13 protein-coding genes are annotated in these 14,750 nt (G+C 68.1%); 8 read left to right on the forward strand and 5 right to left on the reverse strand.

Annotated features, from left to right (window positions below):
- Positions 1–10: 10 nt before the first annotated feature.
- From H7X47_RS06475 to puuE, 3 genes are read right to left on the reverse strand one after another with little or no spacing between them, the layout of a single operon-like run.
- A complete protein-coding gene (locus H7X47_RS06475; protein WP_193367824.1) occupies positions 11–1,264 on the reverse strand; it encodes an allantoate amidohydrolase in 1,254 nt (417 codons plus the stop codon).
- Positions 1,261–1,767 (reverse strand): 2-oxo-4-hydroxy-4-carboxy-5-ureidoimidazoline decarboxylase, encoded by a 507-nt coding sequence (gene uraD, locus H7X47_RS26430; RefSeq protein WP_193367825.1) that lies wholly within the window; start codon positions 1,765–1,767, stop codon positions 1,261–1,263. The genes H7X47_RS06475 and uraD overlap by 4 nt, the downstream gene beginning before the upstream one ends.
- Positions 1,764–2,672, reverse strand: a complete 909-nt coding sequence (puuE, locus tag H7X47_RS26435) for an allantoinase PuuE (protein WP_193367826.1) — start codon at positions 2,670–2,672, stop codon at positions 1,764–1,766. The genes uraD and puuE overlap by 4 nt, the downstream gene beginning before the upstream one ends.
- 266 nt (positions 2,673–2,938) lie before the next feature.
- Here puuE and uraH point away from each other — a divergent pair, with 266 nt between their 5' ends.
- The 7 genes from uraH (at position 2,939) to H7X47_RS06520 (ending at position 11,944) form a co-directional block, all read left to right on the forward strand.
- The gene (uraH, locus tag H7X47_RS06490) at positions 2,939–3,295 is read left to right on the forward strand and encodes a hydroxyisourate hydrolase (protein WP_193367827.1); all 357 of its coding nucleotides are present in this window, start codon (positions 2,939–2,941) and stop codon (positions 3,293–3,295) included.
- 4 nt (positions 3,296–3,299) lie between these two features.
- A complete protein-coding gene (gene xdhA / locus H7X47_RS06495) occupies positions 3,300–4,784 on the forward strand; it encodes a xanthine dehydrogenase small subunit (RefSeq protein ID WP_193367828.1) in 1,485 nt (494 codons plus the stop codon).
- A gap of 96 nt (positions 4,785–4,880) precedes the next feature.
- On the forward strand, positions 4,881–7,223 hold the full coding sequence (gene xdhB / locus H7X47_RS06500) for a xanthine dehydrogenase molybdopterin binding subunit (RefSeq protein ID WP_193367829.1): 2,343 nt from the start codon (positions 4,881–4,883) through the stop codon (positions 7,221–7,223).
- Positions 7,220–8,782: an ABC transporter ATP-binding protein gene (locus H7X47_RS06505; RefSeq protein ID WP_193367830.1), complete on the forward strand. Its 1,563-nt coding sequence runs from the start codon at positions 7,220–7,222 to the stop codon at positions 8,780–8,782. The genes xdhB and H7X47_RS06505 overlap by 4 nt, the downstream gene beginning before the upstream one ends.
- On the forward strand, positions 8,772–9,875 hold the full coding sequence (locus H7X47_RS06510; protein ID WP_193367831.1) for an ABC transporter permease: 1,104 nt from the start codon (positions 8,772–8,774) through the stop codon (positions 9,873–9,875). Before H7X47_RS06505 ends, H7X47_RS06510 begins: the two co-directional genes overlap by 11 nt.
- A 5-nt stretch (positions 9,876–9,880) precedes the next feature.
- Complete coding sequence (locus tag H7X47_RS06515; protein WP_193367832.1) at positions 9,881–10,810, forward strand: ABC transporter permease; 930 nt, start codon at positions 9,881–9,883, stop codon at positions 10,808–10,810.
- A gap of 51 nt (positions 10,811–10,861) precedes the next feature.
- Positions 10,862–11,944 (forward strand): BMP family ABC transporter substrate-binding protein, encoded by a 1,083-nt coding sequence (locus H7X47_RS06520; RefSeq protein WP_193367833.1) that lies wholly within the window; start codon positions 10,862–10,864, stop codon positions 11,942–11,944.
- A 78-nt stretch (positions 11,945–12,022) separates the two neighbouring features.
- On the opposite strand, the gene H7X47_RS06525 is transcribed toward H7X47_RS06520, so the two are convergent.
- Together H7X47_RS06525 and H7X47_RS06530 are read right to left on the reverse strand one after the other, a co-directional pair.
- Entirely contained in the window at positions 12,023–12,913 is an 891-nt protein-coding gene (locus tag H7X47_RS06525) for a DUF2167 domain-containing protein (RefSeq protein ID WP_193367834.1), read from the reverse strand.
- A gap of 157 nt (positions 12,914–13,070) precedes the next feature.
- Positions 13,071–13,778: a DUF899 domain-containing protein gene (locus H7X47_RS06530; protein WP_193367835.1), complete on the reverse strand. Its 708-nt coding sequence runs from the start codon at positions 13,776–13,778 to the stop codon at positions 13,071–13,073.
- A gap of 181 nt (positions 13,779–13,959) precedes the next feature.
- On the opposite strand from H7X47_RS06530, the gene H7X47_RS06535 reads away from it, so the two are divergent.
- Positions 13,960–14,514 (forward strand): MOSC domain-containing protein, encoded by a 555-nt coding sequence (locus tag H7X47_RS06535; protein WP_193367836.1) that lies wholly within the window; start codon positions 13,960–13,962, stop codon positions 14,512–14,514.
- The last annotated feature ends 236 nt before the right edge of the window (positions 14,515–14,750 follow it).

Below are 14,750 nucleotides of genomic sequence, written 5' to 3' on the forward strand. Positions count from 1 at the left end.
AAAAGAGGCCTCAGCCGAAGTTCGGGTCGAAGTTCTCGAGGAAGTCCAGGAACACCCGGGCCGCCGCTTCGGCGTCCTCGCTGGTGATGCTTTCCAGCGGGTTATGGCTGATGCCGCCGCCGCAGCGCACGAAGAGCATGGCGATGGGGCAGAGCGCGGAAAGCGCCATGGCGTCGTGGCCGGCGCCGCTGGGCAGGCGCAGCGCGCGGAAGCCCTGGCGCTCGACGGCCTTGTCGAGCTGCTCCATCAGCGCCGGGTCGCAGCCGGCCGCGCCTTCCTCGTAGAGCAGCTCCATGGAAAGCTCCAGGCCGCGGCGCCTGGCAATGGCCTGCAGCTTCTCCTTCACCGAGGCGACGGCGGCACTGCGCTGGCCGTCCTCCGGCGCACGCAGGTCGATGGTGAAGCTGACGCGGCCCGGGATCACGTTGATGGCGCCCGGGGCCGCCTCGATGCGGCCGACGGTGGCGACCAGGCCTTCCTCGGCGGCGGCGCGCTGCTCGATGGCGGCGATCATCTCCGCCGCGCCGGCCAGGGCGTCCTTGCGCAGGTGCATGGGCACGGTGCCCGCGTGGCCGGCCATGCCCTCAAGGGTGATGGCGTAGCGGCTGGCGCCGTTGATGGCGGTGACCACGCCGACCGGCAGCTCTTCGGCTTCCAGCACCGGACCCTGCTCGATGTGCACCTCGACGAAGGCCAGGACGTCTTCCGGCTTGCGCGCCTCGGCGGCGATGGCCGTGGGATCGCAGCCGAAGTGGGTGAGCGCCTCGGCCAGGCTGGTCCCCTGGGCGTCGGTCGCCGCCAGTGCCGCCTGATCGAAGGTGCCGGCGATGCTGCGCGAGCCGGACAGCGTGGTGGGAAAGCGCACGCCCTCCTCGTCGCCGAAGGCGATGACCTCCACCGCGAAGGGCAGGCGCTTCTCGCGGGAATCGAGCTCGGCGATGCAGGCGATGGGCAGGGCGACTCCCAGGTTGCCGTCATAGGCGCCGGCGTCGCGCACGGTGTCGATGTGAGAGCCGGTGATCAGTGTCTTCGCGCCTTCTGTGGCTGCCTCGTAGCGGCCGACAACGTTGCCGATGGCGTCGATGCGCGCGGTCATGCCGGCGGCGCGCATGGCGGTCATCACCGCTTCGGCGCAGGCCTGGTGCTCGGGGCTGAGGAAGACGCGGGTCAGCTTCTCTTCCTCTTCGCTGAAGCGCGCCCAGCCGTCGACCATCGCCTTGATCCAGGTCCCGGCCCCGGCCAGGGGGTTCGTGGCGAGGGTCATGGCAGCATCTCCTTCAGCCGCAAGAGGGCGATTCGTTCGATTTGTTCAAGGGCGGTAGCGGCTTCCGCCGCCGGATCGTTCTCCAACCGGGTCTCGAAGGCCGCCAGGATCTCCTCCTTGGTACGCCCCTTGACCGCCATGATAAAGGGCATCCCGAACTTCGCCTTGTAGCGCTCATTCAGCTCGGTGAAGCGCGCCCGCTCCGCGTCGCTCAGCAGGTCGAGCCCGGCGGCCGCCTGCTCCCTGGTCGACTCCGCCGTCAGCCGCCCGGCCTGGGCCAGGCGCCCGGCCAGGTCCGGGTGGGCCTGGATAAGGGCGCGCTTCTGTTCTTCGCTTCCGGCGCGCAGCGCGGCGGCCATGGCCACGTGCAGACCTTCAGGAGTCCAGGGTTCCGCCGGCAGGCCGGCGTCGAAGGCGGCCTCGGCGATCCAGGGGGAATGCTCGAAGACGCTGCCGAAGCGGGCGACGAAGGCCGCGCGGTCCTGTGTGGCCGCCTCGGTCACGGCTTGTGGGTCTCGTGCCAGTGGCGGGCGATGTCGATGCGCCGCGCCGCCCAGACGGCGTCGTGCGATTGCACGTAGTCGAGGAAGCGGGCCAGGGCCGCGGCGCGCCCGGGCCGCCCGGCGAGGCGGCAGTGCAGGCCGACGGACATCATCTTCGGCTGCCCGGCGCGGCCCTCGGCATAGAGCATATCGAAGGAGTCCTTCAGGTAGGCGAAGAACTGGTCGCCCGAATTGAAGCCCTGGGGCGTGGCGAAGCGCATGTCGTTGGCGTCCAGGGTGTAGGGCACGATGAGGTGCGGGCCCTTGGGCCCCTGAACCCAGTAGGGCAGGTCGTCGGCGTAGGAATCGGCGGAATAGAGGAAGCCGCCTTCCTCCATCACCAGGTCCAGGCTGTGGATCGAGGTGCGCCCGGTGTACCAGCCCAGCGGCCTCTCGCCGGTGACTTCCGTGTGGATACGGATCGCCTCGTCCAGCTGGGCGCGCTCCTCGTCCTTGGTGAAGTCCTTGTATTCGATCCATTTCAGGCCGTGGGAGGCGATCTCCCAGCCCGCCTCTTTCATGGCGGCCACCGCGCCGGGATTGCGCTGAAGCGCCGTGGCGACGCCGTAGACCGTGACCGGGATACCGGCGGTGGTGAAGAGGCGGTGCAGGCGCCAGAAGCCCGCGCGGCTGCCGTACTCGTAGATCGATTCCATGTTCATGTGGCGCTGGCCGGGCCAGGCCTGGGCGCCGACGATCTCGGAGAGGAAGGCCTCGGAAGCGGCGTCGCCGTGCAGGATGTTGTTCTCGCCGCCTTCCTCGTAGTTGATGACGAACTGCACCGCGATGCGGGCGCGGCCGGGCCAGGCCGCATCGGGGGGTGTCGCGCCGTAGCCGATCAGGTCGCGCGGATAGTCGCTGGTCATGGTCTGGTCGCTTCCCCTTTGAGGCCGCCCTTTGCGGCAAGGCCCCGCATCATAGTAACGCAGACGAACGGGGCTGAATTTGCATGTTTTTTTTGAAACTGCTTCCGGAGGGAGTAGTCTTCAGTTTCCCGTCGCGAGCCCTGAGAATTACCCGACTCAGAAGGTCGGCGACAAGAACTGAGACAACCCCTAATCAATCGGGGGAGGCCCGTAAAGGGCTGAAACGACCCGCTAATTGGGCCGAGCTGACCGTGAGGGGGATAGACATGAGCGGCAAACTGACAACCCATGTGCTGGATACGGCCGCCGGCCGGCCGGCCGCCGGGGTGCGGATCGAGGTCTTTCGCCTGGCCGGCGAAAGCCGCGATCGCCTGACCGCGGTCGAAACCAACGCCGATGGGCGCTGCGACGCCCCGCTGCTTGCGGGCGCCGATTTCGCCGCCGGGACCTACGAGCTGGTCTTCCATGCCGGCGATTACTTCCGCGGCGCCGGGAGCGACCTGCCGTCGCCGGCCTTCCTCGACGTGGTGCCGATCCGCTTCGGCATCGCCGAGCCCGGCCAGCACTACCACGTGCCGCTGCTGATCTCGCCCTACGGCTATTCCACCTACCGGGGCAGCTGAGATCATGCGCGGCGAAATCCGATTCCTGCTGGATGACGCGCCGCGCCGCCTGACGCAGTTCGATCCCACCATGACCGTGCTGGACTACCTGCGCCAAACCGAGCAGCTGACCGGCACCAAGGAAGGCTGCAACGAAGGCGACTGCGGGGCCTGCACCGTGGTGCTGGCAAAGCCGGAGAACGGCCGGCTGCGCTACCAGGCGGTCAACGCCTGCATCCAGTTCCTCGGCACCCTGGACGGCTGCCAGCTCATCACCGTGGAACATCTCGCGAAAGAGGGGCGGTTGCATCCGGTGCAGCAGGCCATGGTCGATCTGCACGGCTCGCAATGCGGCTTCTGCACGCCGGGTTTCGTCATGTCGCTCTTTGCCATGACCCGCGACCACGAGGTGGCCCCCGACGAAGCCACCATCGACGATGTGCTGGCGGGCAACCTCTGCCGCTGCACCGGCTACGCGCCCATCGCCCGCGCGGCCAAGAGCGCTTACGATCTGAACCCGCGTGCGGACAGCTTCGCCGCGGGCGAAGCGGCGACTCTGGAGAAGCTGGAGGCGCTGCGCGACGACGAGACCATTGCCCTGGGCGGCGCCGGGGGCAGGCGCTTCTTCGCACCGGCGACGCTGGATGACCTGGCGGCGCTCTACGAAGAGCACCCCGAGGCGACCTTGAGCGCCGGTTCCACCGACGTCGGCCTCTGGGTCACCAAGCAGATGCAGCGCCCGGCGACGCTGATCTATACCGGCCGCGTGGCCGAGCTGGCGCGGATCGAGGAGACGGCCGGGGCCGTCGAGATCGGCGCCGGGGCCACCTACAGCGCTGCGCTGGCCCTGCTGGCCCGGCACTACCCGGACATGGGCGAGGTGATCCGCCGCATCGGCTCGGTGCAGATCCGCAACACCGGGACGATCGGCGGCAACATCGCCAACGGCTCGCCCATCGGCGACTCGCCGCCGCTGCTGATCGCCGCCGGTGCCAGCCTGCAACTGCGCAAAGGGTCGGTGCGCCGTTCCCTGCCGTTGGAGGACTTCTTCCTCGACTACGGCAAGCAGGACCGCGCGCCCGGCGAGCTGGTGGAGCGAGTCACCCTGCCGCTGCCCGAGGCCGGCAGCATCTTCCGCGCCTACAAGATCTCCAAGCGTTTCGACCAGGACATCACGGCGGCGCTGGGCGTCTTCAACCTGAAGATCGAAGGCGGCGTGGTGGCCGCGGCGCGTATCGCCTACGGCGGCATGGCGGCGACGCCCAAACGCGCGGCGCGGGCCGAGGCGGCGCTGTTGGGCCAGCCCTGGAACGAGGCGACCGTGGCGCGCGCCATGGCGGCCCTGGAGGACGACTTCCAGCCGCTGACCGACTGGCGCGCCAGCGCGGCCTACCGCATGAAGGTGGCGCAGAACCTGCTGCGCCGCTGCTTCATCGAGACGACGGCGCCGGACAGCGCCACGCGGCTCGCCGGAGCGGCCCTCGAGGAACTGGGGAGGGTCGCAGGGTAACAGGGCTTTGCGCCCGCCTCCGCTTGGTGGGATCATCGCGCGGGGAATTCGAAAGACGAGACCGGCAGACAGCCGGCGAGACGACGGAGAGGCTTCTTGGCTGGGATCAAAGCTGACGTGATCAGGGGCGGTGTGCAGACACCGCAGCGCCACGACAGCGGCCACAAGCACGTGGCCGGCGCGGCCGCCTATGCCGACGACCTCGTCGAGCCGCAGGGCCTGCTGCACGTCTGCCTCGGCCTCTCCAGCCACGCCCATGCCCGCCTGAAGAAAGTCGACCTGGATCCGGTGCGCCGGGCGGAAGGCGTGCACCTGGTGCTGACCGCCGCCGACATTCCCGGCGTCAACGACATCAGCCCGACCCACCTGCACGACGAGCCGATCCTGGCCGAGGACGAGGTGCACTACGCAGGCCAGCCGATCTTCGCGGTGGCGGCGGAGACCCGCGAGCAGGCACGCTTCGCCGCTCGCCTGGCCGCGATCGACTACGAGCCCCTGCCGGCGGTGCTCAGCTACGAAGAGGCACGGGCGGCGGGCAAGCTGGTGACCGAGCCCATGACGCTGGCGCGCGGCGACGCCAAGGCGGCGCTCGAAAAGGCGCCGCGGCGCCTCGCCGGGCAGATGAACCTGGGCGGGCAGGAGCACTTCTACCTGGAAAGCCAGATCGCGCTGGCCTACCCGGGCGAGGACGACGAGGTGACGGTGATCTGCTCCACCCAGCACCCGACGGAGATCCAGACCATGGTGGCCGGGGCGCTGGGCGTGCCGGCCAATGCGGTGACGAGCCAGGTGCGGCGCATGGGCGGCGCCTTCGGCGGCAAGGAGACGCAGGGCAACCTCTTCGCCGCGGTGGCGGCGCTGGTCGCCAAGAAGACGGGCCGCGCCGCCAAGCTGCGCCCGGACCGCGACGACGACATGGTCATCACCGGCAAGCGCCACGACTTCCTCATCGACTACGAGGTCGGCTTCGACGACGAAGGGCGCATCCTCGCCGTCGACATGAACTACGCGGCGCGCTGCGGCTGGTCGGCGGACCTCTCCGGCCCGGTCACCGACCGCACCCTGTTTCACGCCGACAACTGCTACTACTTCCCCGAGGTGCGCCTGACCTCGGAGCCCTTGCGGACCAACACCTGCTCCCACACCGCCTTCCGCGGCTTCGGCGGGCCGCAGGGCATGGTCGGCGGCGAGCGCGTGATCGAGGAGATCGCCTTCGCCCTGGGCAAGGACCCGCTGGAAATCCGCAAGCTGAACCTCTACGGCCCCGGGCGCGACATCACCCCCTACCACCAGCAGGTGGAGGACAACATCGCGCCGGAGATCATCGCGAAGCTGGAGGCCGACTGCGACTATGCGAAGCGCCGCGAAGAGATCCGCCAGTTCAACAAGGCCTCGCCGGTCATCAAGCGCGGCATCGCCCTGACGCCGGTGAAGTTCGGCATCTCCTTCACGCTGACGGCCTACAACCAGGCCGGCGCCCTGGTGCACATCTACCGCGACGGCTCGGTGCACCTGAACCACGGCGGCACGGAGATGGGGCAGGGGCTCTACACCAAGGTGGCGCAGGTGGTGGCCGAGGCTTTCCAGGTCGACATCGACAAGGTGAAGATCACCGCCACCTCCACCGGCAAGGTGCCCAACACCTCGGCGACCGCCGCCTCCTCCGGCTCCGACATCAACGGCATGGCCGCGCTCAACGCCTGCACCGCCATCAAGGCGCGGCTCGTCGACTTCGCGGCGGAGAACTGGGAAGTGCCCAGGGAACAGGTCGAGTTCCTGCCGGGCCGGGTGCGCGTCGGCAACCAGGAGGTCGACTTTCCCGACTTCGTGAACGCGGCCTACATGGCCCGCGTCTCGCTGTCCTCCACCGGCTTCTACAAGACGCCGAAGATCCATTGGGACCGGGCGGCCGGCAAGGGCCGGCCCTTCTACTACTACTCCTATGGAGCGGCGGCCACGGAAGTCGCGGTCGACACCCTGACCGGCGAGTACCGGGTGGTCCGGGTCGACATCCTGCACGACGTGGGCGAGTCCCTGAACCCGGCCCTCGACATCGGCCAGATCGAGGGCGGCTTCGTGCAGGGCATGGGCTGGCTCACCACGGAGGAGCTGTGGTGGGACGACAAGGGGCAGTTACGCACCCACGCGCCCTCGACCTACAAGATCCCGGCCTGCGGCGACCGCCCGCGCATCTTCAATGTCGACCTGGTGCAGGACAGCCCGAACCGCGAGGAGACCATCTTCCGCTCCAAGGCGGTGGGCGAGCCGCCGCTGATGCTGGCGATCTCGGTGCTGCAGGCGCTGTCCGACGCCATCGCCTCGGTCGCGGACTACCGCCTCTGCCCGCGCCTCGACGCCCCGGCGACGCCGGAACGGGTGCTCATGACCGTCGAGCGCCTGCAAAGGGAAGCGGCCGAGCTGGAAGGAAAGGTGGCATGACCGAACTCCAGACAATCCCGGCGCGCCTGGAAGTGAACGGCGTCAGCAAGCGCTTTCCCGGCGTTCTGGCCAACGACAAGGTGGACTTCGCCGTGGCGCCGGGGGAAATCCACGCCCTGCTGGGCGAGAACGGCGCCGGCAAGTCGACCCTGGTGAAGATCATCTACGGCGTGCTGCACCCGGACGAAGGTTCGCTTTCCTGGAACGGCGAGGAAGTCTCCGTCGCCGACCCCCATGCCGCCCGCGCGCTGGGCATCGGCATGGTGTTCCAGCACTTCTCCCTCTTCGAGGCCATGACGGTGCTGGAGAACGTGGCGCTGGGCATGGACAAGCCGGGCGACATGGCGGCCCTGGCGCGGCGCGTGCGCGAGGTCAGCGAGGCCTACGGCCTGCCGCTCGATCCCGACCGCGACGTCTACACCCTGTCGGTGGGTGAGCGCCAGCGCATCGAGATCGTGCGCTGCCTGCTGCAGAATCCGAAACTTCTCATCATGGACGAGCCGACCTCGGTCTTGACGCCGCAGGAGGTGGAACGGCTCTTCGAGACCCTGCGCCAGCTGGCGTCCGAGGGCGTGTCGATCCTCTACATCTCCCACAAGCTGGCGGAGATCAAGGCGCTCTGCGACCGCGCGACCATCCTGCGCGGCGGCCGGGTGGTGGCGGCCTGCGATCCCAAGGCGGAGACCGCCAAGTCCATGGCGCAGATGATGATCGGCGCCGAGCTGAAGACCGTGACCCGGCGCGCCGGCGGCGATTTGGGCGAAGCGCGCCTCGTCGTGGAGGGCCTCAGCCTGGCATCCGAGGAGGTCCACGGCACCGACCTGAAGAACGTCTCCTTCGCGGTGCGCGCGGGCGAGGTCTTCGGCATCGCCGGGGTGGCGGGCAACGGGCAGAACGAACTGCTGGCGGCGCTGTCGGGCGAGCGCCTGGGCGACCACGAGACGGTGGTGCGCATCGACGGCGCGCCGGTGGGCCGCCGCGACGCCGGGGCGCGGCGCCGCCAGGGTCTCTGTGCGGTGCCGGAGGAGCGCAACGGCCATGCGGCGGTGCCCGGCATGACGCTGGTGGAGAACGCGGTCCTGAGCGGCCATCACCGCATGGGGCTGGTCTCCTCGCTGTTCATCCGCGCTGCGGCGGCGGGCCGCTTCGCCGGCGAGATCGTCAAGGCCTTCGACGTGCGCACGCCGGGCACCGGCGCGGCGGCCGGCAGCCTTTCCGGCGGCAACCTGCAGAAGTTCATCGTCGGGCGGGAGATTCTGCAGAACCCGACGGTGCTGGTGGTCTCCCAGCCGACCTGGGGCGTCGACGCCGGGGCGGCGGCCACCATCCACCAGGCGCTGGCCGACCTGGCGACCGAAGGCGTCGCCGTGGTGGTGATCTCCCAGGACCTGGACGAGCTGCTGGCCATCACCGACCGCCTGGCGGTCATCAATGTGGGCGTGCTGTCCAGCGCCATGGTGACCAAGGAAGCCTCGGTGGAGGAGATCGGCCTGCTGATGGGCGGCGTGCACGGCCTGGACGCCACCGCCGAGGGGGAGGAGGAGGTCCATGTCGCCTAAGGCACCACTGTTCAAGATCGAGCCGCGGCGCGAGGTCTCGCGCGGCCTGCTCTACGCGACGCCGCTGCTGGCCGTTGCGCTGACCGTCGTCGCCGGCTTCTTCATCTTCCTCGCCATGGGCTACGACCCCTTCCTGGCGCTCTATCACTTCTTCGTCTCGCCGCTGCTGACCGTCTACGGCTGGAGCGAGCTGATGGTGAAGGGGGCGCCGCTGATCATGATCGGCGTCGGCCTGGCGGTGGGCTTCCGCGCCAACGTCTGGAACATCGGCGCCGAGGGGCAGCTCACCATGGGCGCCGTCGCCGGCGGCGCGGTGGCACTCGCCTTCTGGGGCGAGGAAACGGCGCTGACGCTGCCGCTCATGTGCCTGGCCGGGATCGCCGGCGGCATGGCCTACGCGGCCATCCCGGCCTTCCTGAAGACTCGTTTCGGGGTCAACGAGATCCTGACCAGCCTGATGCTGACCTACGTGGCGACGCTCTTCCTCTCGACCCTGGTCTACGGGCCGCTGAAGGATCCGCTGGGCTTCAATTTCCCGCAGTCGCGCATGTTCGGCGACGCCGCCCTGCTTCCGATCCTGGCCGGGGGCACGCGCCTGCACCTGGGGACTTTCATCGCGCTGGCCATCGCCGTGGCCGGCTGGGTGCTGATGACCTTCACCATCGTCGGCTTCCAGGTGCGCGTGCTGGGCCAGGCGCCCCAGGCGGCGCGCTTCGCCGGCTTCAGCGGGCCGCGCCTGGTGTGGCTCGTGCTGCTCTTGAGCGGCGGGCTGGCGGGCCTCGCCGGGCTCTTCGAGGTCGCCGGGCCGATCGGCCAGCTGGTCCCGCAGATATCCCCCGGCTACGGCTTCACCGCCATCATCGTCGCCTTCCTCGGGCGCCTGCACCCGCTGGGGATCATCCTCTCGGGCCTCTTGATGGCGCTCAGCTACATCGGCGGCGAGACGGCGCAGGTGGAGGTCGGCCTGCCCCAGGCGGTGACCGGCGTCTTCCAGGGCCTGCTGCTGTTCTTCCTGCTGGCCTCCGACTTCCTGGTGCGCTACCGCCTGCGCCTGCGCGGCGCGGTTGCCGTGCAGCCGCAAGCGGCGGAGTAGAGCGCATGACCTTCGATGCCGTCTCCCTCGTTCTCCTGACCGTCATCAGCGCCGCCACGCCGCTGCTCTTCGCCGCCCTGGGCGAGCTGGTGGTGGAGAAGTCCGGCGTGCTGAACCTGGGCGTCGAGGGCATGATGATCGTCGGCGCCGTCGCCGCCTTCGCGGTGGCCTCGGGGACCGGCTCGGGCAGCCTGGGCGTCGCCGCCGGGGCCGTGGCGGGTGCGGCGCTGGCGTTCATTTTCGGAGTCCTGACCCTGACGCTGGCGGCCAACCAGGTGGCCACCGGCCTGGCGCTCACCATCTTCGGCCTCGGGCTCTCCTCGCTCATCGGCGCGGGCTACGTCGGCATTCCGGTGCCGCCCCTGGCCAAACTGGCCGTTCCCGGGATCAGCGACCTGCCGCTGGTGGGCCCGCTGCTCTTCGGCCACGACGCCCTGGTCTACCTCTCGATCGTCGCCGTCATCGCCGTCGCCTGGTTCCTGAAGAAGTCGCGCGCGGGCATGATCCTGCGCGCGGTCGGGGAATCCGACATCTCCGCCCATTCCATCGGCTACGACGTGATCGCCGTGCGCTACCGCGCGGTCTTGTTCGGCGGCGCCATGGCGGGGCTGGGCGGGGCCTTTCTGTCGCTCTCCTACACGCCGCTCTGGGCCGAGGGCATGACGGCGGGGCGCGGCTGGATCGCGCTGGCCCTGGTGGTCTTCGCCTCCTGGCGACCCTGGCGCCTGCTGGCCGGGGCCTACCTCTTCGGCGGCGTCACCATCGCCCAGCTCTACACCCAGAGCGCCGGCGGCCTGGGAATTCCCGCCCAGGTCATGTCCATGCTGCCCTACCTGGCGACCATCCTGGTGCTGACCATCATCGCCGCCGGGCCCTGGAAGGGCCGGCTCAACGCCCCGGCTTGCCTTGGCAAGCCGTTTAGGCCATCTACTTGACTTAAAGAAAACGCAACAAACACGCAGTCAAACGAACGTAAGGAGGCACTCATGTTCAAAGACCTGTCGCGACGCCGTTTCCTGGCGGGCAGCACCGCCGCGGCCGGCGCGCTCGCCCTCGGCGGCCGCACCGCCCTGGGCGCCGACCCGCTGAAGGTCGGCTTCGTCTACGTCGGCCCGGTGGGCGACTTCGGCTGGACCCACGGCCACGACCTGGGCCGCAAGGCGATCGAGAAGGAATTCGGCGACAAGGTGAAGACCACCTTCGTGGAGAACGTGGCCGAGGGCCCGGACGCCGAGCGCGTCATCCGCCAGCTCGCCTCCTCGGGCAACAAGCTGATCTTCACCACCTCCTTCGGCTTCATGAACCAGACCGTGAAGGTGGCCAAGCAGTTCCCCGACGTGATGTTCGAACACGCGACGGGCTTCAAGACCGCCAAGAACCTCTCGGTCTACAACGCCCGCTTCTACGAGGGGCGCGCGGTCATCGGCACCATCGCCGGCCACATGACCAAGACCGGCAAGTTCGGCTACATCGCCTCCTTCCCGATCCCGGAAGTGGTGATGGGCATCAACGCCTTCATCCTGGCCGCGCGCAAGGTGCGCCCGGACGCCGAGATCAAGGTGGTCTGGGTGAACTCCTGGTACGACCCGGGCAAGGAAGCCGACGCCACCAAGGCCCTGATCGACCAGGGCTGCGACGTCATCACCCAGCACACCGACTCGCCGGCGCCGATCCAGACGGCGGGCAGCCGCGGCGTGCTCTGCTTCGGCCAGGCCTCCGACATGACGACCTTCGCGCCCGAACAGCACGCGACGGCCATCCTCGACGTCTGGGGCCCCTACTACGTGGAGCGCGTGAAGGCGGTGCTGGACGGCACCTGGCAGACCTCCAACGTCTGGCAGGGCTTCAAGGAGGGCATGGTCGAGATGGCGCCCTACAACAAGAACCTGCCGGGCGAGGTGGTCGAGGCCGCCGAGAGCGTGCGCAAGGGCATCATTGCCGGCACGCTGCATCCCTTCACCGGCCCCATCAACGACCAGTCCGGCGCGGAGAAGATCCCCGCCGGCCAGACCATCCCCGACGGCGACCTGCTGGGCATGGACTGGTACGTGGAAGGGGTTTCGGCGTAGGCCAAACGCCACCGCGGCAAAAAGAAACGGCGGGGAGTGATCCCCGCCGTTTTTGCTTGGCGTTCCGTGGACGCAGCTTTACTCGGTGGTCTTGCCGCGCCCGAACAGCCTGCGGATGCCGCCCCAGATTGCCACGGGAATGGCGATCAGCAGGAACCAGAGCTTCTTGGCGAACACCAGGATGGCCGCGCCGATGGCGGCCAGGGTGCCCTTCTGGCTGTACTGCACGCCCATCACGGTGGCGAGCACGCCCACCGCGCCGATCGCCGCGACCTTGTCGCCGTCCTTGAAGTCGGCGTAGCGGAAGCCGCTGTCCGGGGTGTAGCTGCTGGCCGCATAGTTGGCGACGTCGTCGAAGCTGCTGTTGGCGGCGCTCAGCATTTCGTCATAGGTGACGACGGTCATCTCGACGTAGCCGTTGCGGGTGAACTTCACGGAGTGAAGGTTGATCACCGGGTCGCCATTGAAGGTCAGCAGGAAGCCATAGGTCATCACCTTGGTTTCCTTGTTGAGCGTCGGGTAGAGCACCCACTTCACCGGCTTGACCTCGTAGCCGAGGCGCTCGCTCTGCGCCTTGGAACCCTCGACGTAGCTCTCCCAGATCTCGTCGATCTGCGAGCTGGCGTCGTCGGTCCATTCCTCCATGTCCACATAACCGATCTCGTTGGGCGGCGAGAAGTAGACGGTGTCGACGGCGCTGTCTTCCGGCGGGAAGAGGATGGCTTCGATCGTGCAGGTCTCTTCGGCATTCAGCAGCCGGTCGTAGGCGCAGGCATCCTGTCCCTCAAGCATGACCGCGCCCTGGGCGGTGATGGTCGCATTGCCGACCTGCGTCCCGGCGGAGGCATCGACGACGTTCTGCGCGATGGCGTCGAGCTGCGCCTGCTCGTCTTCGGTCAGCGCCTGGGCCGGCGCGACGGCGAGGCACGACAGCATCAGCGCGGCTGTCAGAGTCTGTAGTGGTTTCATCGGAAAAGGCTCCCCTGCATTGTTCAAAATAGACATAAAATCAAACTGTTATGCAGAAATCTCAGGCGCCCCCACGCCGTGGAAGCCTGTCTAGCAGGAGAATATCAACAGTTGATTACTATTTCAGCGCTTAAACCGCCGGCAGCTGCCCGGGGGACTAGCCGTTGTAGTCGTCGTGCAGCCGCAGCCATTCCATGGTGTAGGTCAGGCCGTCTTCGTCGCGGCCCTTGGGCACCATGTCGAGGTAGTGATAGGCGGTGATCAGCATGTCGAGGCCGCGCTGATAGACCGAGTAGGTATGATAGACCCTGCCGTCCTCATCCTTGTAGAACACGCTGGCACCGGGTGCTTCAGTGCTGGGGAAGCCCTGGGCCTTGTAGTTGTAGTAGGCCTCGCCGCTGTCGATTTCCTCTTGCGTGAAGGAGACGTTGTAATCGCGGTTGAAGGCGTTGTCGTGGGACGACACCCACTTGAACGTCCAGCCCATGCGCTTCCTGAAGGCCTCCAGGGTCGCCAGCGGCGCCTTGGACACGGCCACCAGGGAAACGTCCCGCTGCCTCAGGTGAACCACCGCCGGCTCGAAGTGGTCGGCGATGAAGGAGCAGCTCTTGCAGCCCACGTCCCAGTCCGGGGCGTACATGAAGTGGTAGGCGATGAGCTGGCTGCAGGGGCCGAAGAGGTCGGCCAGAGATTCCTTCCCGCCGGGCCCCTGGAAGACGTAGTCCTTCTCCACCCGCTCCCAGGGCAGCGCCTGCCGCGCGCGGCTCAGCGCGTCGCGCGCGCGGGTGAATTCCTTTTCCCGCGCCAGAAGCCGCTTGCGGGCCTCGACCCAGTCTTCATGGGAAACGATTTCGTTGGGTTTCACGGTTCTTCTCCTTGATCGGGGAGCGTGAGCGTCCGGCCGCCATCCTAGCACGCGGCGCCGCCCCGGCGGGGCGGGCTCACGGAACTGTGTCGGCCCCGGGGAGGACAGGGCCGGCAGGGGAGGACAGCGCGCGGAAGCGACGCTAGACTGGCGCCGCTACTCGGGAGGGGAAGACCGATCCATGCCCAGACACCTGACCAAAGACGAATTGCTCGCCGGACTGCCGGACATCCTCGCCTCGCCCAAGGACGAGGGCGAGCTGCTCGGCATTGTGGTGCGGCCGGATCACGGCCAGCGGTTGGAGCCGGAGAGCGTGGCGGTCAGCCTCGCCGGCGGGCTGGAGGGGGACCACTGGGCCAAGGGCTGCTGGCTGACGACGGAGGACGGCAGGCCGCATCCGGACGTGCAGATCTGCATCATGAACGCGCGCTGCATCGGCCTTATCGCGCAGGAGCGCGACAACTGGGCGCCGGCGGGCGACAACCTCTTCCTCGACATGGACCTCTCGAGCGAGAACCTGGCCCCGGGCCAGCGCCTCGCCCTGGGCAGCGCGGTGCTCGAGATCACCGCCGAGCCGCACAACGGCTGCAAGTCCTTCGTCGAGCGCTACGGGCGCGAGGCCTGCGCCTTCGTCAATTCGCGAGAGGGCAAGCGCCTGCGGCTGCGCGGCATCTACGCCCGCGTGGTGCAGGACGGCCGCATCGCCGTCGGCGACAGGGCCGTCAAGCTGGCCTGAGCCCGCGCCGTCCTCCCCTTTTCCGATGCCTTTGCTGTTGTTCGCATCTCGCGTCGGGGCCGGGTGTCAAGCGTTTCTCACGAGCGGCCAAAAATAAAAAAGCGAATGTTACTTAAATGATCCAAGTTAAATGCACGCCATGTAAAATGACGCATTCGATTTTATTCTATTGTTAAAATAAAAATCCTTTCCGTCATTGTAATAACCGGATTGTGCATCACGTATCTATGGACAGC

Source organism: Pelagibius marinus, from assembly GCF_014925385.1.
Classification (GTDB): Bacteria; Pseudomonadota; Alphaproteobacteria; order Kiloniellales; family Kiloniellaceae; genus Pelagibius; species Pelagibius marinus.

Bases quoted from the DNA above. Each gene is read 5' to 3' on its own strand.
- H7X47_RS06475 (WP_193367824.1), bottom strand. From the start codon at position 1,264: ATGACCCTCGCCACGAACCCCCTGGCCGGGGCCGGGACCTGGATCAAG.
- puuE (WP_193367826.1), bottom strand. From the start codon at position 2,672: ATGACCAGCGACTATCCGCGCGACCTGATCGGCTACGGCGCGACACCC.
- uraH (WP_193367827.1), top strand. From the start codon at position 2,939: ATGAGCGGCAAACTGACAACCCATGTGCTGGATACGGCCGCCGGCCGG.
- xdhA (WP_193367828.1), top strand. From the start codon at position 3,300: ATGCGCGGCGAAATCCGATTCCTGCTGGATGACGCGCCGCGCCGCCTG.
- H7X47_RS06505 (WP_193367830.1), top strand. From the start codon at position 7,220: ATGACCGAACTCCAGACAATCCCGGCGCGCCTGGAAGTGAACGGCGTC.
- H7X47_RS06510 (WP_193367831.1), top strand. From the start codon at position 8,772: ATGTCGCCTAAGGCACCACTGTTCAAGATCGAGCCGCGGCGCGAGGTC.
- H7X47_RS06515 (WP_193367832.1), top strand. From the start codon at position 9,881: ATGACCTTCGATGCCGTCTCCCTCGTTCTCCTGACCGTCATCAGCGCC.
- H7X47_RS06520 (WP_193367833.1), top strand. From the start codon at position 10,862: ATGTTCAAAGACCTGTCGCGACGCCGTTTCCTGGCGGGCAGCACCGCC.
- H7X47_RS06525 (WP_193367834.1), bottom strand. From the start codon at position 12,913: ATGAAACCACTACAGACTCTGACAGCCGCGCTGATGCTGTCGTGCCTC.
- H7X47_RS06535 (WP_193367836.1), top strand. From the start codon at position 13,960: ATGCCCAGACACCTGACCAAAGACGAATTGCTCGCCGGACTGCCGGAC.